We start from the raw sequence: 19,110 nt of genomic DNA, 5'->3' as shown, positions 1-19,110 counted from the left end.
ATAACCTCACTTTTATTGTTATTGACTAGTCCATTATAACGCATTCCCCCCAAATGTAAATGGTCTAGTCCACAATTTTAGAGAAAATAAAAAGGACGACCAACCCACGTTAGCCGTCCGTTATAACTATTTCATTAAACCAAGCGTAACCCCACCAACGATGACTAAAAGTGACCCGATGGTGATGTAGACCATTTCGCGACTGGTCTTCCGTTCACCCAGTAACCAGATGCTCCCGAAGGTGGAAATAACGATCCCACATTGCGCCAGGGAGTAGCTGATCGCCAGGCCGACCGTTGGAATGGACATGAACATGAAGAAGTTCCCAATGCCCCAGACCAAACCAGTCATGATGTTCTTGGCCGTAGCTTTGTGCCAGACCTTTTGCCGCGAGAACATCACGAAGATCAAGGCGCCTAACACCATTCCCAAGGATTGCGGGAATAAGATGGTCTTGGAATCCAATCCGGAGGCCGTAACGATAACCGTGTAGAGCACGTAACCGATCGTGGAAATCACGATGGCCACGGCCCCTTTGCCGGCTTCAACCGGTTGGCTCGTGCCAGCAGCGGCCCGCTTGTCACGCAAGGAGGTCATGACGGCCCCGATGATCAAGACGATGACGGCGATAGTCCCCATCGTGACCATCTTGGTGGTCTTCCATTCGTGGAACAACAGGACTCCGGCCAACGCCGTCCCTACCAGTTGTAAACCGGTCGAAATTGGCACCGTCCGTGAAATTCCGATGAACTTCATGGATTGGAACTGTTCAAATTGCCCCACGGCCCAGCAGAGTCCAGATGCGACCCCGACCAACATTGACATGCCGGTCAAAGCACTGTGGAAGTAGACCAATGAGAAAATCCCGAACAAAACGGCCCCAGCGGTCATCCCCAACGTTTGTTGGTAAGACGTCCCGCCTAAGCGGCCACTGATCAATCCAATACTACCCCAACACAACGCCGGGATTAAAGCTAATAATATACCCATAATGCAAACCTCAACTCTCGTTTCATTTCTGACAATCTCTCTGTAAGCGCTTTTTAAATGCAATTGTAAGTTTAATTGTTTCTTTGAGAAAAGTAAACCATTATTGCGCAAAAAAAGACCATTTGGTCAATGGTCTATCCTACCAAGTGGTCTTCCTTGCATCTGTTTTCAATCGTTTTCATTAATCAACCGACAAGAGTAAACCCTTTAACGCTTCACTCTGACGGTCTGCAACATTGGTCAGAAAATCATCCGGTGATAAGAAGTTATTGAAAGCTGTTACATGACCGGTATAATTTTCGACAGCAGCGTTAACTGTTTGCTGCAAGTGCTTTAGCGAATAACTTGGTGCCGTGGTCGTGACCAGAATTTTGGTCCCGGTTTTGGCCACCGCAAAGGCCTGTTCTAATAAGGCGGGCAGGTCCTGTTCCAAGGTGAAGGCGTGCTTCTTGCCCCGAATAAAGGCCGGCGGGTTGATGGCAATCGTGTCGAAGGTCAGACCGTGCTTTTGGGCGTAGTCCAGGTAGTTGGGCACGTCCATGGTCCGCATTTCAACGGGAGCTTGTTCCAAGTTGTTGGCAGCCAGTTGGGCTTGCAGCGCCGTCGTGGCCCGGTTGGTCGGGTCAACAGTGACGGCTTCGGTAGCGCCACCGACCATCGCGGCCGTGACGATCCCGGTTTCCGCACTGAACAGGTTCAAGACCTTCTTTTGCTTGCTGGTCTGCTTGACCCAGTCGCGAATCTGGCGGAATTCTAAGGCCAATTGGGGCCGGCCCACGGTCAGATCAACCGGGTAGGTCACGCCATTTTCTAAGACTGCCAGCGGATGATCGGGCAACGTGCCCGTGATCAGCTGCGTCTTTTCTTGGCCAGGCGTCACGGCAACCACCGTTTGGCCCTTACCCACAGCCCGTTCAAAGCCCGCGTAGATCAAACGCGCCTGTTGCTTCAACGCCGTGTTTTCCCAACGGAAGACGTAGATGCCGTTGAAGACGTCGATGGATAGACCACCCAGACCGTCAGCGGTCCCGTTGAACAGCCGGTAAGCCGCTTGGTTGGCAAAGGCCATCCGCCGGCCCACTGCGGCGCGGAACTTGGCCGCAAAGAAGCGCTCGTCGATGGCTTCGTTTTCCCGCAGGCTCAAGATGTAGCCGATGCCGCGGTGTTGTTTGGCGAAGTAAGCCGTGGCCGCAAAATGACCGTGATTTTCCAATTGGACCCAAGCGCCGTTTTCAAAATCATTGCGATTCTCTAAGTCAGTTAAAGACACGATGGGATAGCCGTCCTCAAATTTACGAACGGACTTCCCGATAATTTGTACTCGTTTCAAAAGTTTCCTCCTTAAGTGGTCCTCCCATTGTACCATGTTTGGGGACCAACTTCGCTGTAAACCTCATTCATTCACAATTTTATGATGAGGAGCTTGCTGCCCGCCTACCGTTCGCCAAATAAGCGTTTACCTGGCGCACGAGAATGATAGCCGTTAAATTTACTTAACACTCACCCAGTACCACCGCTGCCATAATCAATCGTCAACGGGCTGCCACCTATTGCTAATTGTGCCCACTACCGTAGCCGTGAGTTCGGCAAATATGGGCTCAGCCGTGGGAGTTCCCTTAGTGGTACGGTTTTTACCGCTTAGGGAACTGGCGTCTTTGAGACGCAGGCTCCGGCTCAAAGCGAGTTTCGAGACCGCTTCTCAGGCTCGAAACGGTCCGCCCACCGCGTTCCAGTCCCATATTTGCCGAACGGTAAGGCGGCAATGAACACCAGTCCCTATTCCGCCGGCTTAGCCCGTTGGGAATTGGTTTGGTGCTGGTCGGGGAAGATGACAGTGAACGTCGTGCCGACCCCTTCCTTACTGGTGACACTGATTTTACCGTGATGGAGCTGAACCAGCTGGTGGACGATGGACAATCCCAACCCGGACTCACCGTACTTGGTGTTCTTCCGCGACGGGTCAGCCTTGTAATAACGTTCCCAAATATTTTGCAGCTGCTCGTCGCTCATCCCCATCCCGGTATCGGCGACCTTGACGATGGTCTCCTCGTATCCCCGTTGTGCGGACAAGGTGATCTGCCCGTGCTGGGTAAATTGGATGGCATTTTGCGTAATGTTGAACATGATCTGAACAAAGCGGTCGTAATCGGCGTACACGTCGATTTCCTTAGGCGCCTGCAATTCCAGCGTATCCCCGGAATCGTCCGCCTTTTGCTTCAGCTGTTCGACAATATTGTGCAGCGCGTCAACCGCGTTGAACTCGTGCAGATTCAAGGTGATTTGATTGGAGCGAATCTTCTCGTAGTCCAGGTTTTCGTTGACCAGACGAATCAGTCGACTAGTCTCACTGCGCATCAAGTCGATGCTTTCTTCCTTACTTTCTTCGGGAATGGCATCGTAAGCCAAGCCCTCCAGCAAGCCATTGATGGTCGTCAGTGGCGTGCGCATTTCGTGAGAAGCGTTGGCCATGAATTCGCGCCGCCGCTCTTCTTGGCGTTGAATCTCTTCTTGTGATTCCTTTAGCGAATGGGCCATGCCGTTGAAATCATTGATCAGGTCATCGATCTCATCCCGGTCACGACTGGCCATTTGGACATCATAGTTGCCCTTGGCCACTTGATTGGTCGCCTTTCGCAGCCGATTGATCCGCGATGTGTAATACCGCGCCAAAATGTAGCTGGCCACGACGGCCACCAGAAAGGACACTAATAGCGCCTTCATCAGGTTGTGATTGATCTGATTGACGTTGGTGTTGATGTCGGAGACGAAGGCCCCCATCACCACGACCGCCACCAATTTGTGATTGTAAAAGTAAGGCTTCATCACCTCAGTCATCGCGGGACTGACCCGGCCGTTTTTGTTACGCACCCGCCGATCCACGACCTTGTGAATGATTTGGTTCTTAGCCAATTTCTTCCAGTCGGACTGATTGATGGCTTGTTGATAGACGTTGGCCGGAAAAACGATTTTATTGGTGGCGCTGTAAATGGTGGTACTGATGGCTTGATTTTGCAGCAGTTGCTCGCTACTCTCCAGCGAATTGGTATCAAACTGAACCGTATTAGGCTTCTGTGAACTAATGCGCAGCGACTGCTCAATCAGGCTATTTGAATACTTTTCCAGAGAATTCCAGGTGTTACTGTACACCATGTGGCGGGTCATCTGTGAATAGGATACCCCCATAATCACCAGAATAATCATAATCGCCGCAAAGAATCCTAACATCTGTTGATACATTAGTTTCATTGCTGATCTGCTCCACTATCATCAAATTTATAACCCACCCCCCAAACAGTCTGAATAATTTGCGGGCCAACCTTTTCAATTTTCTGCCGTAACTTCTTGATGTGCGCGTCCACGGTCCGTTCATCGCCGTAGTATTCGTAGTCCCACACCAGTTGGAGGAGTTGCTCGCGGGAGAAGACCTGCCGCGGCTTTTGGGCCAACGTCTTGAGTAAATCAAATTCCTTGGGCGTCAGGTCCTGAATCTGCCGGTCGTTCAGGTAGGCCTCGCGGGTCTTGGTGTTCAACTTGAAGTTCTCCGTGACCACGTCAAACGCCTCGGTGTCGTTCAGGGCATCCTGCTCGTTTGATTTGGAAATCGGTCCCAGTTCGGCGCGCCGGTGTAAGGCCTTGATCCGGGCAATCAGTGTAATGGGACTAAACGGCTTAGTGACATAATCGTCAGCCCCCATTTCCAATCCCAAGACCTGGTCGCTTTCGGAATCGCGCGCCGTCAGCATGATGATGGGCACAGTCGGCGACAGCTTGCGGATCTCCGCGCTGACCTGCATCCCATCCATCCCGGGGAGGTTCAAGTCCAGCATGATCATGTCCCAATCATTGGGCGTCGCTGAGAACATCTCCATGGCTTCATTGCCATCGTAGGCGAAGTGTGCGTCCCACTTTTCCTTCTTAAAAAACATCGACATCATTTGCGATACAGAATGGTTGTCTTCAATCATTAATAACTTCATTGCTACCTCCACAGATTCACGTTTCGTTATTTTCGGAGCCGGCAAAAAGTTTGTGGGTCATAGTTGTCTTAAACCTACCAAGGGAAACGGAACTGGTGGTGACAGAACTATGAAGTTTCTGTAACTTTTCGTGCGGACCCCATTTTCTTGACAATCAGGTATTTTCAGGCAATCCCGTTGCGGTTACCTGGTACCGAACAACGGTCAGCAGACGGAACGTCAACCTTAATTTACCACTAACCTAACAAACTTGCCACGGGGGCGCCCCTCCCCCACGCCTGCCGAAGCCGTCTCACTGGTTATTATACTATACGACCGACCTGCATTTACCCTTAAATTCTCGGCGACCAGGCAAATATTTTGCAGAAAGCCTGAGATATGTTACACTATATCAGTAACAAATATGGGGCTGTTCTGGATTCGACTGGTATAGGTTGAAGCTTGACTGCGCGTCGTAGCGGCATCTACGTTAAAAGGTCCAGTTCATTATAACTGCAAAAAATAATAACAATTCTTACGCTTTAGCTGCTTAATAGGCGCTTAACGTAGATCCTCCTAGGCTTGCCCGCGGTCTAGATCTGGGTCCTAACTTTAACGGGCTTACGCTAACGGCTCCCACCTGAAGTACGTTAGAAGAGATGAATCAGGTTAGCTGAGTATGTGGGCCCTGACAGGCGGCAAGTTACTCAGTGAAACTTTAAATAGTCTGCCTATGCGTGTAGACGTTGAGTTGGCAATATGCTAGGACGCGGGTTCGATCCCCGCCAGCTCCATTGCGCAACTGCGATGAGTTTAATAACCCCATGGAATGTCGGCTTGCCGGCATTTTTATTTTGCCTAAAATTCGGGGGAATTCGAACGGCAATAACTTGGGTGACCCTGAATAGTGATCAAATAAAAACAGAGGTAATATGCTATACTGATGTTGCAGAAAGCTTTGGAACATGACGTCCACCAAAGCCCCCGACCAGTGCGATGGTCTTTTTTTATACGCCGATGTATTACTCTAAACGGCAGGCATACCCAGAGCGTTTGTTAACTGTTGAACTATCTTCACCGGTTTAGTATTGCACCGCAATAATATTTCACCGGAAACACGTCCCATCAACACCACTCCGGGCCGTTTTAGTTCTTTACAATCACAGTTTAAATCGTTAATTAGTAGAACAAACCCAGCGCTCTGACTACCACTCACCCTTGTTTTTGGGATAGGCTTAACGCGTAGATATTGTTAGCGTTGTCTTCAAAAGGGGGAGAGAGAGGCCTGGGGGGGCCGGGCCTTTCGTGTAAAATGAAAACTGAATTTCAGAACACCAAATATCTCGCACACGCAATGAAACGGATTGCTGAAAAGTATGGGTTTGAGCTGTTTTCCGTCGACCTGATTGCCGCATTTAACGAATCACCCTATCGGCAATGTCGGCCAAAGACGATAATCTTTTTCACGCCGAACACCGATCACCAACTGATTGCATTTCTGAGCTTCTGGCAGGGTCACTGGCACCCACTCAGCAATCCGCGTAAGTACAAGGTTTGTTTCAACGTCACGCAACCAGAATTCACCAAATCTATTGCCACTAAATTTGCCAACGAGTTGAACCATCTGACCGACAAAAATGTCGCGCCACTCAAGCCCCAGGACTTCATTTCTAACGAGGACTGGCTGGCTATGGCAAACGAGTAACCAAATCACTGGCAACGTTAACTGGACTACAATTGAAAATGACACCTCACCTGAGAGCCGGCGTTACTTGCTGGCTCTATTTTTCGGTAAACCTACCGTCCGCCAAAATAGCATAATTCACCCAAAAAGACGCCCCACCCGATCAGTTGTCTGATGGGCATGAGCGTCTTTTTAATCTTACTTAAAGGTTGTGCTTAGAATTCAGCGTTACCTGGAGTCCGTGGGTAAGGGATCACGTCGCGGATGTTTTCCATCCCCGTGACGTACATCAGTAACCGTTCGAACCCGATACCGTAACCGGAGTGTGGCGTTTCGCCGTACTTCCGCAGGTCGAGGTACCATTGATATTCTTCTTGTGGCAGGTTGTAATCTTTGATCTTTTGGGCCAGTTCGGCTTGCCGTTCTTCCCGTTGGCTCCCACCGATCAATTCACCGATCCGCGGAACTAACAGGTCCGCCGCAGCGACCGTCTTGCCATCCGCGTTGTCGCGCATGTAGAAGGCCTTGATTTCCTTAGGATAATCCGTCAGGAAGGTTGGGCGCTTGTAAATCTGTTCACACAAGTACCGTTCGTGTTCGGCTTGCAGATCCAAGCCCCAGTAAACGGGCACGTCGAAGTCGACCGGGGCCTTCTTCAATTCTTCAATGGCTTGCGTGTAGGTGATCTGGGCGAATTTCTCTTCGCAAGTCTGGTGCAGGCGGTTCAACAAATCGTTGTCCACGGCGCCGTTCAAGAAGTCCAGTTCGTCCTTGGCGTGTTCCAACAGGTAAGCCACGACGTACTTCAAGAGGGCTTCTGATTCGTTGATGGTGTCTTGCAGGTCGGCAAAGGCCATTTCTGGTTCAATCATCCAGAACTCTGAGGCGTGCCGCGCCGTGTGGGAGTTTTCAGCCCGGAAAGCGGGGCCAAACGTATAAACGTCCCGCAATGCCAATGCGAAGGCTTCGACTGGCAATTGACCACTAACAGTCAGGTTCGTTTCCTTCTTGAAGAAGTCCTCGTGGTCATCAACCTTACCGTCATCTGTCTTCGGCAAGTGGTTCATGTCTAAGGTCGTGACCCGGAACATTTCCCCGGCCCCTTCACTATCACTACTGGTGATGATGGGCGTGTTGACGTAGGTGAAGCCGTGTTCTTGCAGGTATTGGTGAATGGCAAAGGCTGCCAATGACCGAATCCGGAAGACCGCGTAGAACGTGTTGGTCCGTGGCCGCAAGTGGGCCATCGTCCGCAGGTATTCGTAGGAATGCTTCTTCTTTTGCAGCGGATAATCATTGTCGGAAGCCCCTTCTAAGACGATTTCTTTAGCGTGCACTTCCAGCGGCTGCTTGGCGTCTGGCGTGTAAACGACCGTCCCCACGACCTTGATGGTGGAGCTCAGTGGCAACTTCGTCAATTCGGCGTAGTTATCAATGTCGCTCTTCATGACGATCTGGGCGTTCTTGATCGTCGAGCCGTCGCCTAATTCGATGAACCCGACACGCTTGGACCCCCGCACAGTCTTGACCCAGCCGTGCAAGACCACTTCTTCACTTTCGGCAAAATGCGTTTTACCGAATAAATCTTTCACTAAAACTTCTGTCATGTGTATTCTCCTTCTCTGAGCACTAAAAAAAGACCCAACATCCCTATCCAAGGGACGAAAGATCTTTCCGCGGTACCACCCAAATTGTTTTTAATCATGCAAAACCAACTTTAAATAACGTACTAACATACGTTCCGCTGGATAACGTGGCGGGTCACGGCGCGACCTACTCTCGAGATTTCAGTCGGCAACGAAAACGGGGTTATCCTCAACTGGCGTGACACTAAGCTTTCACTATCCTTAGCTCGCTAAACCACGGTGCAATCCAGGCGTTATCCGTTCTTATTGTTTTTAAAGTTATGCAACTGTTGACAGATTAGCACAAGTTGCCGCGAGTTACAACCGCTATTTGGTTCTGAGTCGGATGAAACTTGGCCGGCGACCGCTACGTGTCGTGCGAAATCAGCTTGGCAAAGAAGCCTGAAACGCAGTCACCAGGCACGACCTCCCGCTGATTACGTCGCCGCTCACTCGGCCAACCGGGCAATTTGTGCCGCCACAGCGCGATTGTCTGGCGCACAGGTGACGACGGTGGCCGTTGGCGCCAAGTGAGCCAGCTGCGGCTTGCTGGTGACCCAGACACTGTGTCGCGCCCCAGCCAACAGCGCCGGATCGGTTTGGTCGTTGCCAAAGGCAATATAGTCGGTGACACCCAGATGACGGAGCGCCGTGGCCTGATGACTGTGCTGGGCGGTGATGGCCAGATTGCCTTCGGCGGCGGAACTGACCGCCAACGTCTGGTGGGCCCGCAATCCGGCCGCTAGATCCGTGGTTTGGGTCGCTGTCAGCCCCAATAATGTGACCTTCACGGCGGTGGTAATTTCTGCCAGCGGGACGCGGTGGGCCAACCGCTTGGGATCGAGCTGGTCAAGTAGCGGGTGGGCTGTCGCCATTTGTGCAGCGTAATTCCACTGCCCATCCACCACGTAGTCCAGGTTGGCTTGGGCGATGATGCCCCGCAACCGGCGCAAGTCTGCCGGTACAATGGGCGCGAGCACCTCAATTTTGCCGGCCTTGACCACCAGCGCTCCGTTGGCGCCAATCAGTGGTGCATCGTGAAAGGTCGGCATGAGCGCTAACAGGTGACGCAACGGGCGGGTCGACGTGAAAATGATCTGATGCCCCAATGCCAGCAACCGTTGCAGTGCCGCGACAATTTCTGCCGCCATGACTTGCCCATTAAAACTGAGCGTTCCCTCGACGTCGAAGACAATCCTTTTCATCCCCACTACCCCCAGAATCCGAAATTGTCCTTTAATTTTAGCATGGCAATCGCCGTCTGCCCACCACATTCGTATCGACCCTCTCAGTAGCTTAAAGTGCCATTAGTCGTTGCATCGCACTGTTTTACGCACGACCGATTGGATCACTTGATTAGCGGCGTTTAAAATCATTATGTGCGCACATTTTTCACCAAAAGTCCACTCATTTGTGAATCAGTCATTGACCCCCGTCATCACTCGGCTGGCAAACCCCGGTAAATCAAGCAAAACACAATGTTCAACCAGTTAACGAACGAACCGTCTGACTAACTGTCTAACCTATAAACATGTTAGTTTATAGGTGCTGAGAGAGAGAGAAATCTCGATAGGAGGTATGTATCATGAAGAAATTTTGGCGTTTAAGTTTACTGGCCGCCGCTAGTTTGGTTGGCTTCTTCTTATTCGCGCACCCGATCGTCGGTCAAGCCAAAGTCATCGACGTACACGGTGCGAACGCCAGCGACGCAACCATCGTGGACAAAAGCGGAAAAGTCTATTCACACGACGCCGTTTTGCCCCGCAATTTAAATTATTTCGTTAAGTACAAGTTGTCGATTGATAACTGGATCAAGATCGACAGTGGTGACATCATGTACTTCTATGTCCCACAAAACGTTCGTGTTCCAGCAGATGACTCATTCCCAATGTCGGCCATCTTAGGCGTTTCCTTCGGGCAAGCCACTATTAAGAAGGATTCTCACGTCGGTATCGTCACCTTTAACAGCACCTTCTCCAACACGACTATCATGCGGAAAGGCTTTATCCGTCTGTTCGTTGCCGGTGCTGGTGAAGACTTCGGTGAACCCGAAGCACCTGGTGTCGATGAACCTGACCCAGAGAACCCCGCTGATGGCGGCGGTAGCGAAGAGCCTGGCACTGAAGAACCTGGCACCGAGGAACCTGGGACTGAAGAACCCGGGACTGAAGAACCTGGCGTTGAAGAACCTGGGACTGAAGAGCCTGGCATCGAAGAACCCGGCACGGAACAACCTGGGACTGAAGAACCTGGCACCGAAACGCCTGGTGTTGACGAACCCGGAACTGAACATCCTGGCACCGAAGCACCTGGGGTTGAAGAACCTGGCACTGAAGAACCTGGGACTGAACAACCCGGCACGGAACATCCTGGTACCAACCCTGGCACAGAATATCCGCAAGCACCCGGTGTTGAACATCCAGAACATCCTAACGAGGACAACGAGGAAGAAGAAGTGCCTGGTGTCACCTATCCTGGCCATCCGGGCCAAGTTACCCCTGGCGTCACTGAACCCAACATTCCTGATGGGTCCAACAACCACGTAACGACACAAGAACCATCGACCAATGGTAATCACACCACAACTGGCAACAACACGACAACTGGCAGTAGCACGACAACCGGCAGCAGTTACCCTGAACAAAATGGGACCGCTAATGACAATGGTTATCAACCAACTCAATCTGGTCAATCCGCAACTGCCACGCAGCCTAGTGCAACGACTACCATGCATCACACGGCCGCTTCCACCACGGCACCTCGCCAAGCGCAAATGTACGCGGGTGCTAACCAAGCAACAGCTGGGCAAGCTAATGCGACCCCTGCTACTGGCACGACAAAGTCAGCCAAGACCTTGCCACAAACCAATGAACACTCTCAAAACGGGTTAGCCATTCTGGGACTGTGCCTGTTAGGCGCTAGTCTTGGCATTGGTTACCTGGATCTCCGTCAGCGGAAGGAACACTAACATTTGTTAGTCGCAAGGACCACCAGCCCGCAACTAGCGGCCCTTTCCTTTAGCCAATACATATCCCCCTTAGCGACTGAGGGTATCATCTTTTCGTGGATTTAAAAATTTGTCGCCGCTGACATCTGGCGTTACCGAACTGTCTTAATCTGTTAACGCAGTGATACAGCCCCGCAACCTTTTCCCGCTATACTCGAAGATGTTGTGACGGCCAACTGCTGTCCGCAACAAATACTTAGATGATGGAGTGACACTTATCAAAACGCAAACTCGCTTTTTAATCAGTACCTTAGCTGCCGGCGCCCTGTTCTTAGCCGGAACCAGCACGACCGCTTCTGCCCACATGGCGACGAGCCAACAACCGGCGCAAACACAAACCACGCAGACGGCCGCAACGACCACCCCAACCACGACCAATACGGGTTACCAGACTAGCAGCAACACCAGCTACCAACATACCGCTACCACGACGCCGACCACGACCACGACTGCGACGACCAGCACCGGTAGTCAAATCGCTGGCGGTAATGGGGTCGCTACCGCGCTGGCCATTGCCAACAGCGGCATCCCTTACGTTTACGGTGGCAACACCACCGCAGGCTTTGACTGCTCCGGCTTAGTGCAATACGCTCTCGGCCTCAGCGCCCGGACCACCACGCAACAAGCCGCATTAGGCACACACCACTATGACGTCGCCAACGCACCCGCCGGCGCCATCTTATTCTGGGGCTCCGAAAGCAACCCTTATCACGATGGCCTGTCGCTCGGGGATGGCACTTACGTCGCCGCACAGAACCCCACTGATGGCATCGGTGTCTTCAGCCAAACCTACTTCACACCTAGCTTCTACGTGATTCCTTAAGTTTCACCAAACAGTGACTGAAGGTGTCATCACTTTCGGTAAAAAAGCCGCGACCAACTGGTTAATCCCGGTTGGCCACGGCTTTTTGCGTATGGTGAGTAAAGAATGAAAATGAAAATCAGCTGGCGCTACTGTTAGCATGCGACTCATGGCGTCAAAAATAGTCGTTTACAGCCACACGATGCGGACTGGCCGCCTACCGTTGGGTTGGAACGTTGGGGCGAACGGGGCGAGCCAAGACCGCCCTTTGGCTTGGACCGGCGCCCTCAGCGTTCCAACCCATCTCTAGCGAACGGCAAGGCGGCCAATGCAACCCATGTGTCGCTTGGCCACGCTATTTCCAGTAAGCATACCGGTATTGGGCGGCGGTGCTGAACGTGGTGTACTTGATCCCCCCAACCTTGTCGCTGACCAGGTTGACTTGCGCCTGCTGGTACAGTGGGTTGAAGACGCCCAGCTTGGACAGACGTTGACTGGCGGCTTTCAACAGGGCAAAACGCTTCTTGGCGTTGGTCTCCGTTTGCGCGGCCAACATCAGCCGGTTATATTTCTGATCGACGTAATTTGAGAAGTTGATGGAATTGCCCTTCATGAACAGGTCGAGGTCGGTCGTCGGATCCGGTTCATCCCCGGTCCAGCCAAAGGTCGACACGTCGAAGTTGCCCTTGAACATCTTGTTGATCTGCTGGGTCAGCGGCATCGACGAGATGGTAACGGTCAGCCCCGGCATGGTCTTTTCCCACTGACTTTGGATGTACTCGGCGACGTTCTTGGAGCCATCCGAATCGTTCGTCAGCAGCGTGATCTTGAAATTACCACCGCCCAACTCTGCGCGGGCCTTGCGCCACAACCGGCGGGCCTTCGCGGCGTCATAGCGGGTATAATTTCCGGTGCTGACGGCAAAGTCCTTGCCATTGTTGGGATCCTTGGCCACACCTTGGGCAACCATGTTCTTCAACGGCACCGAACCATCTTGGTTGACCTTGGTCGTTAACTCTTTACGGTTGATGGCCAGACTGGCGGCGGTCCGGAAATTCTGGTTGCCGCCCAGTTTGGTCTTGGTGTTGAAGTACTGGATGGAAACGGCGGTGGTCAACGTCTTGCGCATCTGCTTTTTCAGTTGGGTGTTGTTGGCCGTCCCGGTAACGGTCGTGCCGCCGATCTTGGTCTCTTGGACCTTGCCCGCGGCGAATAATTTTTCAGCCGTCGAATCCGTCTTGACGACCTGGACGTTGACCCGCTTGATTTTCACTTGCTTAGCGTCGTAATAACGATTGTTCTTGACGTACTCCCAGGTATCCTTGGTCCCATTCCAGCGTTTCAACACGTACGGGCCGTTGGCAGCAACGCGACTGGAGTTGGTCCCGTATTTAGAACCATATTTTTTCACCAAATGGCGGTTGACTGGCAAATATTCCGTGGCGGCTTCGTAATTAAACGACGGGTTCTGTCGACTCAAGGTCACCCGTAACTTGTATTTGCCCAATGCCTTGACCCCCAGTGCCGAGGGCTGTTTGGTGCCCTTTTGTACGGCCGCGTAATTGGTGAAGGTGGCGAAGCGATTGGCGTACTGCGCCTTGGTCGTCGGATCGACCTGACGACGGAAGGACGTGACGAAATCTTGGGCGGTCACCTGGTCGCCATTGCTCCACTTGGCATCGTGGCGCAGCGTAAAGGTGTAGGTCTTCCCGTGATTGGTCGGGGTCACGACCTTGGTCGCAATGGCGGGAACCACCTTCCCGTTGTTATTTTGCCGATAGAGGCCCTCGGTGGTCTGCTTCATCATGTAAAATGAATACGCATCCGTCGCCTTGTTCGGGTCCGCCGTCTGCAGCTCTGCCGGCATGGTCACGTTCAACGCCTTATTTTGATTGGTTGCCTGTTTGCCAGACTGGCACCCGGCCAACGTGCCCAGCACCAACAATCCTAATACACCAAATCCCAATTTCTTACCCATTCAAATCCCTCCAAACCTAAAAATTGTCAGCCAGTCCTTAAGTTTGATGAAAAAAAGCGCCCTCAACAGAATTTAACTTCTGTTAAGGGCGCTAACTGCGCGGTACCACCTTATTTACGACCGAAAATCAGTCGTCGCTTCGCGGACTGCCGTAGCAATCCGTTTGCACGATAATGGGTGCCACCAACGCGGTTACGAGTTTCTTCACCGTTTTGCTCCGAAGTGATTTTCGATCAGGGGGCCTGTCTCCCCTCACACCAAACGGGAGTCGCTTGTCAGGCCGGTCCAAATCTACTCGTCTTCATCAACGCACTTTATGAACTTGTCCATAAGATTAGACTTTGATTAGAGGAATGTCAATAGTTTTTAATAAAAATTTCAGACTGGGGACCCGTCCATTTGGGTGCATCCCTCTTAAATTGCCGAAACGTGCGCCAACAGGCAGCTGGTCCCACTCTTGCTATTCCGGTCGGTCGACATTGGTCATGGCCAACGGGTCGACCCAGGCGTCAAATTGCGCCGCCGTGACCTGGCCGGATTTCAACGCCGCCTCCCGCAATGTCCAGCCGTGTTGATCGGCGGCTTGGGCGATCAGCGCGCTGGCGTGGTAACCGATATGGGGAGACAGCGCGGTCACCGTCATCAGTGACTGGTCGACCAACGTCGCCATCCGGTCAGCATTGACGGTCAGACCGTGAATCATTTTGGTCGTGAATCCAGTCACCGCGCCAGTCAACAGGTCGGCCGATTCCAGGAAGGTCGCAATCAACACGGGCTTGTACACGTTCATTTCAAAATTGCCCTGCGACGCCGCCACACTGATGGTCACGTCATTGCCTAGCACCCGCGTCGCCGCCATGGTCAGCGCCTCGGCCTGGGTCGGATTGACCTTGCCCGGCATGATGGACGACCCCGGCTCGTTGGCGGGAATATTGAGTTCACCGTAGCCGGCCCGCGGACCACTTGCCAGAAAACGCACGTCGTTGGCGATCTTCAGTAGGTCACTGGCCAACGTCTTCAGCGCACCGTGGACCACATTTAACCCGGAATGCGCCGCTAAGCCGAAGAACTTGTTGGTCTTGGCGGTAAATGGCTGGTCGTAAACGTCGGCCAATTGTGCCGCCACCTCGGCCGCAAATCCCGGCGCGGCATTGAGGCCGGTCCCGACCGCCGTGCCGCCAATCGGCAGCTCCAGTAGCGTGGGAGCCAGTTCTTTCAGGTAGGCCAGGTCGTGCGTCAACGTGCTGACCCAGCCACTGATTTCCTGGCCAAACGTCAGGGGTGTGGCGTCTTGGAGATGCGTTCGGCCAATCTTGACCACGTGCCAAAATTCCCGTTGCTTGGCCGTCAGCTCGTCGATCAGCTGTTGGACTGCCGTCATGAGCGGCTGCAGGGCCAACGTGGCGGTAATGACCATGGCCGTGGGGAACGTGTCGTTAGAGCTTTGCCCATGATTGACGTCATCATTGGGTAAGACGCCACTGGTCGGATCCAACTTTTGCGTCTGATGGGCGATCACCTCGTTAACGTTCATGTTGGTCTGCGTTCCCGATCCGGTCTGATAAACGTGGAGCGGAAAATCTGCCTGCAATTGGTCATCTGGCAACGCCAACAAGGCCTCCGCCGCCCGGACGATCAACGTCGCCTTGGCTTCGGCCACCTCGCCCAAGTCCCGGTTAGCGATGGCGGCCGCTCGTTTCAACTGGAGCAACGCCCGAATCACGGGCAAGGGCATCAGTGGCCCCGTGGTAAAGTTGTGGCGACTCCGTTCCGTTTGGGCACCCCACAACGCGGTGGCAGGCACCTTGACCGTTCCTAACGAATCTGCTTCTTCTCGATAATTCATGGCACGCTTCCCCTCCAAATGCTTTCTCTAGTTAATTCTGAAACTGGTTACTTTACGTTGATTGGGCTGGCCGCCTACCGTTCCGCGAATAGGCGCTGGAACACGGTGGGGACGGACCGCCTCGACCGCTTTTTGAGCCTAAGAACACGCCTATATCCGCCACATAGCTGAAACGTGCGCCAACAGGCAACTGGTTCCGCTTAACACTGCTAGGCAAATAATCCAGGCCCGGGATTATCTGCCTAGCACCGTTAATGCTCGCCAGTTAACCGCCTGTTGGCCCACTCTTCTTAGTAGCACAACCCGTTCTCTGCCAGCATACCGATTGATGCGGGGAAGCGTCAACACCTTTTTCAATATTTCTACACCAACCAAAAAAGTCGTTCCCACAATGCGGGGAACGACCGGTTTGGCTTCTATTTCTGTGCTGGTGCAATTCTCTGATTAGCCTTCAGCGGAGGCGTCGAGTTGTTGTAAGTTGTTTTTCTTGGCCAGTTGCAGTTCCGCTTGCTTGCGCGCCGCAACAGCATCGTAAAAGTCGGTAAAGGTCTGGTTTAAAATGTAGCGACCGTGGTAAAATAGACGTGCCGCCCACTTACCGGAACGTTTGTCGAAGCTGACACCGATAACACCGGAAATGTTCCGTGAACTAATCTTTGTCAGCGCAGCAACGTTACTCCCATTCACTAATGGTAAGTTCATCGCGTTACCAATTTGTTTCTTCGTCCGGGGATCTTGGGTAAGCCGAGCCTTGCTGACATCTCGCCGATAGCAGCCGCAGCTGACCGTGATGCCATGCCGTAACCGGTAACTATCAACCGTTACCAGGTTGCCACAGTTACACTTGCACAGCCAAGTCGCATTCCCGTTCTTCGCAGTGCCGTCACGACGAATAACCGTCAGTCTGCCGAATTGTTGTCCACTTAAGTCTAGGAGTCTCATGGGTAATTCCTCCATTTCATTTTTCGCAAAAGCTATTGTGACGCCATTCTCCCCGTGAATGACTCAAGTTTCTTTGCTAAATTTAATCCTCACTAATTATTCTACACGCCAAACTAAAAATTAGCTTAAAGTTTGAAAGATTATTGGTCATAATCGATATATCAACATATCATTATCCATTCCCACTATACTAACCAATCATAAAGAAGGCAATTATAATGATTATAATTTTAACATTCTTAATTTATTTTGTCGCCATTGAGCACTTGGGCATCATGGCATTGGAGATATTTGGTAAGCCCGAGCAACAAGCCAAGACGTTTGGCATGCCGCTGAGTTTTGTCCACCAAGCCCCGGCCAAAGCCGCCCTGGGAAACATGGGGATTTATAACGGGATGCTGGCCGTGGTGATTCTCGCCAGCCAGTGGGTGTTAACCGGTCGGGCCCGTTTGATCACGACGGCCCTACTACTGGTTTACATTGTGATTGTTGCCATTTATGGTAGCCTGACCGTAAAAAAGTCAATTTTTTGGCTGCAAGGAATGCCGGCACTAGTGACATTTATCGTTTTACTAACACAATTAGTTTAAGTGAATCTTTAAATTTGTGGTTTACAGCAGCCCGCGGCAACGTTATAATGTAGTTACATATTCAGGTGAGAACCTGCCACGGGACTTCAATCGTTGGAGGAGTTAATTGACATTTAGCCATTATTAACACCGTTGAAGCCGTACACATACTTCTATTCTGCTGGTTGCGTCCAAACGTAACTAGCTTTTTTGTGTCTAAAAGGCGTTTTTGAAACGACTAGTCCCTAACCAATTAATTTTAGGGTTCGACCCTCCGCCCCAGCGTTCCACCCCCTATTTGGCGAACCGTAGGCGGCCAGTTTCCGCTATGACGCGGTCAACGACTAATTTTAACGTCATGAGTTGGCTGATTTCCTGCTTTCAGCCTTCAGTCATTAACCAAAACGTGCGCCAGCAGGTGGCCGACGCTTAAGCCGGCTAACCACCTACTGACGCACGTTTTTACATACTGCTTGCGGTGATCCACAGTTGGATCATGTGGACGATGACCACCGCCATCAAACCAATAAACAACCAGCCTGCTAAGTAATAGACGTAATAAATCTTCGGATGCTTCATAATTTAGCCCCCTAACCCGCCATAGCGTATCACGGGCGGGCAGATAGTTGTCCAAAACCGCTTCGGTAGCCCCAGTTGACTAACTAACCGCTGGTGTTTGTGGACGCCGAGCCGCCGCTAAAATCTCTTGTTGTTCCGCAATCGTTGCCGTAAACTGTTGCATCATCTGCTTCTCAACCACCTGGGCCCCGTGCTGTTTGGCGCGCCAAGTGATCATCTGAAACCGTTTGCGTTCATCTAAAACCTCTTCGTTTAACATTTGGCTCCCCCCAAACTTGTTCGCCAGTGTCAGTTATCACTTACTAATTGACTACATTATAAACATAATTAGTTATGTGGTCTACCCCTAACCGCCATTTATTACAAAACTTTTACATAAAACCGTTTACGCTAATTAGCTGAACTAGCAGTCTTTTCACAATCTCACAAGGTTCGAATATTCCGAACAGCAGACTATTTAATCTATAATTGGTATAGTCGATTTGTGCAAACGTTTGTCACCACGGCTGGCTTGTGATGGACGCAACTGTTTAATCAGTTGACCGTTATTGGTTTGGTTTTACCGGAAGCCCTTACATTTTAATTGTGTTTTTCCCGCAAACGGCGTAGTCTAAAAGTAAATTTAACGAAAGAAGTTGATGTTTTTTGGCCATTGATCGCAGTAAGTTCCCACCCCGCTACCGGACCGTTGCCATTAATGATGACGGTTTGGAGAGCCATTCCTACGTTCCGGGCGGCCTAGATGCCCTAACCAGTAGCCCGGAAAATGACCGGCCCGGCGCCAATCCTGAACAATTTGTTGGGTTGGCCCTGAGCACCTGTTTGAACGCTACCCTGGAAGCCATTGAACAGCGGCGCGATTTGCCCCACACCTCGCAGGTCCACACCATTGTTGAGATGGCGCGTGACACCCGCGGTCTGCAATTTTACGTGACCGCGCAGGTGCGCATCCCTGGCGTCGACCAAGCGACCGCTGAATCCATGGTCGACCTGGCCGAACGCCGGTGCCCCGTGGCCAAGCTCTTGAGCGGCAGCGACAACGTCAAGGTCGAACTGGTCAAGGAATTCACGCCGGTGGAACCCATTCAAAATGATTAAAAAAATGACTCACATCCAGCCGATTAGTCGTCGG

The 19,110-nt window shown here is 51.9% G+C and carries 15 protein-coding genes, 1 other RNA gene and 1 other annotated feature; of the genes, 6 read left to right on the top strand and 10 right to left on the bottom strand.

Going from position 1 to position 19,110, the window contains the following annotated elements; genetic code table 11:
* Positions 1-126 precede the first annotated feature (126 nt).
* The 4 genes from LKH74_RS09830 to LKH74_RS09815 form a co-directional block, all read right to left on the bottom strand.
* Positions 127-990 (bottom strand): GRP family sugar transporter, encoded by an 864-nt coding sequence (locus tag LKH74_RS09830; protein WP_135367382.1) that lies wholly within the window; start codon positions 988-990, stop codon positions 127-129.
* A gap of 181 nt (positions 991-1,171) precedes the next feature.
* Positions 1,172-2,320, bottom strand: coding sequence for a class I SAM-dependent methyltransferase (locus LKH74_RS09825; protein WP_135367383.1), 1,149 nt, complete (start codon positions 2,318-2,320; stop codon positions 1,172-1,174).
* Positions 2,321-2,766: 446 nt separating this feature from the next.
* Positions 2,767-4,236 (bottom strand): sensor histidine kinase, encoded by a 1,470-nt coding sequence (locus tag LKH74_RS09820; protein ID WP_287708321.1) that lies wholly within the window; start codon positions 4,234-4,236, stop codon positions 2,767-2,769.
* Positions 4,233-4,967, bottom strand: a complete 735-nt coding sequence (locus tag LKH74_RS09815; RefSeq protein WP_287708322.1) for a response regulator transcription factor — start codon at positions 4,965-4,967, stop codon at positions 4,233-4,235. The genes LKH74_RS09820 and LKH74_RS09815 overlap by 4 nt, the downstream gene beginning before the upstream one ends.
* 405 nt (positions 4,968-5,372) lie before the next feature.
* Here LKH74_RS09815 and ssrA point away from each other — a divergent pair.
* Both ssrA and LKH74_RS09805 read left to right on the top strand, forming a co-directional pair.
* Positions 5,373-5,743: a transfer-messenger RNA gene (gene ssrA / locus LKH74_RS09810) on the top strand.
* Between the two features lie 515 nt (positions 5,744-6,258).
* The gene (locus tag LKH74_RS09805; RefSeq protein WP_287708323.1) at positions 6,259-6,651 is read left to right on the top strand and encodes a hypothetical protein; all 393 of its coding nucleotides are present in this window, start codon (positions 6,259-6,261) and stop codon (positions 6,649-6,651) included.
* Between the two features lie 194 nt (positions 6,652-6,845).
* Here LKH74_RS09805 and asnS read toward each other — a convergent pair whose 3' ends face one another.
* Both asnS and LKH74_RS09795 read right to left on the bottom strand, forming a co-directional pair.
* Positions 6,846-8,237, bottom strand: a complete 1,392-nt coding sequence (asnS, locus tag LKH74_RS09800; RefSeq protein WP_287708324.1) for an asparagine--tRNA ligase — start codon at positions 8,235-8,237, stop codon at positions 6,846-6,848.
* Between the two features lie 467 nt (positions 8,238-8,704).
* Complete coding sequence (locus tag LKH74_RS09795) at positions 8,705-9,460, bottom strand: HAD family hydrolase (RefSeq protein ID WP_287708325.1); 756 nt, start codon at positions 9,458-9,460, stop codon at positions 8,705-8,707.
* 380 nt (positions 9,461-9,840) lie between these two features.
* Here LKH74_RS09795 and LKH74_RS09790 point away from each other — a divergent pair, with 380 nt between their 5' ends.
* Together LKH74_RS09790 and LKH74_RS09785 are read left to right on the top strand one after the other, a co-directional pair.
* On the top strand, positions 9,841-11,223 hold the full coding sequence (locus LKH74_RS09790; protein WP_287708326.1) for an LPXTG cell wall anchor domain-containing protein: 1,383 nt from the start codon (positions 9,841-9,843) through the stop codon (positions 11,221-11,223).
* 247 nt (positions 11,224-11,470) lie between these two features.
* Complete coding sequence (locus LKH74_RS09785) at positions 11,471-12,085, top strand: NlpC/P60 family protein (RefSeq protein ID WP_287708327.1); 615 nt, start codon at positions 11,471-11,473, stop codon at positions 12,083-12,085.
* A 334-nt stretch (positions 12,086-12,419) separates the two neighbouring features.
* On the opposite strand, the gene LKH74_RS09780 is transcribed toward LKH74_RS09785, so the two are convergent.
* The 3 genes from LKH74_RS09780 to LKH74_RS09770 form a co-directional block, all read right to left on the bottom strand.
* Positions 12,420-14,042 carry a peptide ABC transporter substrate-binding protein gene (locus LKH74_RS09780; RefSeq protein WP_135367389.1) on the bottom strand — a complete coding sequence of 541 codons (1,623 nt, stop codon included), beginning with the start codon at positions 14,040-14,042 and terminating at the stop codon, positions 12,420-12,422.
* An 81-nt stretch (positions 14,043-14,123) separates the two neighbouring features.
* Positions 14,124-14,359 (bottom strand) — a binding site (T-box leader).
* Positions 14,360-14,502: 143 nt separating this feature from the next.
* Complete coding sequence (locus LKH74_RS09775; RefSeq protein ID WP_287708329.1) at positions 14,503-15,888, bottom strand: class II fumarate hydratase; 1,386 nt, start codon at positions 15,886-15,888, stop codon at positions 14,503-14,505.
* A gap of 444 nt (positions 15,889-16,332) precedes the next feature.
* A complete protein-coding gene (locus tag LKH74_RS09770) occupies positions 16,333-16,830 on the bottom strand; it encodes an alcohol dehydrogenase (protein WP_135367391.1) in 498 nt (165 codons plus the stop codon).
* A 218-nt stretch (positions 16,831-17,048) separates the two neighbouring features.
* On the opposite strand from LKH74_RS09770, the gene LKH74_RS09765 reads away from it, so the two are divergent.
* Complete coding sequence (locus LKH74_RS09765) at positions 17,049-17,420, top strand: DUF1304 domain-containing protein (protein WP_287708332.1); 372 nt, start codon at positions 17,049-17,051, stop codon at positions 17,418-17,420.
* Positions 17,421-18,057: 637 nt separating this feature from the next.
* On the opposite strand, the gene LKH74_RS09760 is transcribed toward LKH74_RS09765, so the two are convergent.
* On the bottom strand, positions 18,058-18,237 hold the full coding sequence (locus LKH74_RS09760) for a hypothetical protein (RefSeq protein WP_135367393.1): 180 nt from the start codon (positions 18,235-18,237) through the stop codon (positions 18,058-18,060).
* A gap of 386 nt (positions 18,238-18,623) precedes the next feature.
* On the opposite strand from LKH74_RS09760, the gene LKH74_RS09755 reads away from it, so the two are divergent.
* On the top strand, positions 18,624-19,076 hold the full coding sequence (locus tag LKH74_RS09755) for an OsmC family protein (RefSeq protein ID WP_135367394.1): 453 nt from the start codon (positions 18,624-18,626) through the stop codon (positions 19,074-19,076).
* The last annotated feature ends 34 nt before the right edge of the window (positions 19,077-19,110 follow it).

It is taken from the genome of Levilactobacillus sp. (genome assembly GCF_022646225.1).
Classification (GTDB): Bacteria; Bacillota; Bacilli; order Lactobacillales; family Lactobacillaceae; genus Levilactobacillus; species Levilactobacillus suantsaiihabitans.
Note: the sequence above shows the minus strand (reverse complement) of the source record. Positions and strands in the feature narration are given on the sequence as shown.

What these genes read in the sequence shown, in the direction of transcription:
- LKH74_RS09830 (WP_135367382.1), bottom strand. Translation starts at nt 990, where the DNA reads ATGGGTATATTATTAGCTTTAATCCCGGCGTTGTGTTGGGGTAGTATT.
- LKH74_RS09820 (WP_287708321.1), bottom strand. Translation starts at nt 4,236, where the DNA reads ATGAAACTAATGTATCAACAGATGTTAGGATTCTTTGCGGCGATTATG.
- LKH74_RS09815 (WP_287708322.1), bottom strand. Translation starts at nt 4,967, where the DNA reads ATGAAGTTATTAATGATTGAAGACAACCATTCTGTATCGCAAATGATG.
- LKH74_RS09805 (WP_287708323.1), top strand. Translation starts at nt 6,259, where the DNA reads ATGAAAACTGAATTTCAGAACACCAAATATCTCGCACACGCAATGAAA.
- asnS (WP_287708324.1), bottom strand. Translation starts at nt 8,237, where the DNA reads ATGACAGAAGTTTTAGTGAAAGATTTATTCGGTAAAACGCATTTTGCC.
- LKH74_RS09795 (WP_287708325.1), bottom strand. Translation starts at nt 9,460, where the DNA reads ATGAAAAGGATTGTCTTCGACGTCGAGGGAACGCTCAGTTTTAATGGG.
- LKH74_RS09790 (WP_287708326.1), top strand. Translation starts at nt 9,841, where the DNA reads ATGAAGAAATTTTGGCGTTTAAGTTTACTGGCCGCCGCTAGTTTGGTT.
- LKH74_RS09780 (WP_135367389.1), bottom strand. Translation starts at nt 14,042, where the DNA reads ATGGGTAAGAAATTGGGATTTGGTGTATTAGGATTGTTGGTGCTGGGC.
- LKH74_RS09775 (WP_287708329.1), bottom strand. Translation starts at nt 15,888, where the DNA reads ATGAATTATCGAGAAGAAGCAGATTCGTTAGGAACGGTCAAGGTGCCT.
- LKH74_RS09770 (WP_135367391.1), bottom strand. Translation starts at nt 16,830, where the DNA reads ATGAGACTCCTAGACTTAAGTGGACAACAATTCGGCAGACTGACGGTT.
- LKH74_RS09765 (WP_287708332.1), top strand. Translation starts at nt 17,049, where the DNA reads ATGATTATAATTTTAACATTCTTAATTTATTTTGTCGCCATTGAGCAC.
- LKH74_RS09760 (WP_135367393.1), bottom strand. Translation starts at nt 18,237, where the DNA reads ATGTTAAACGAAGAGGTTTTAGATGAACGCAAACGGTTTCAGATGATC.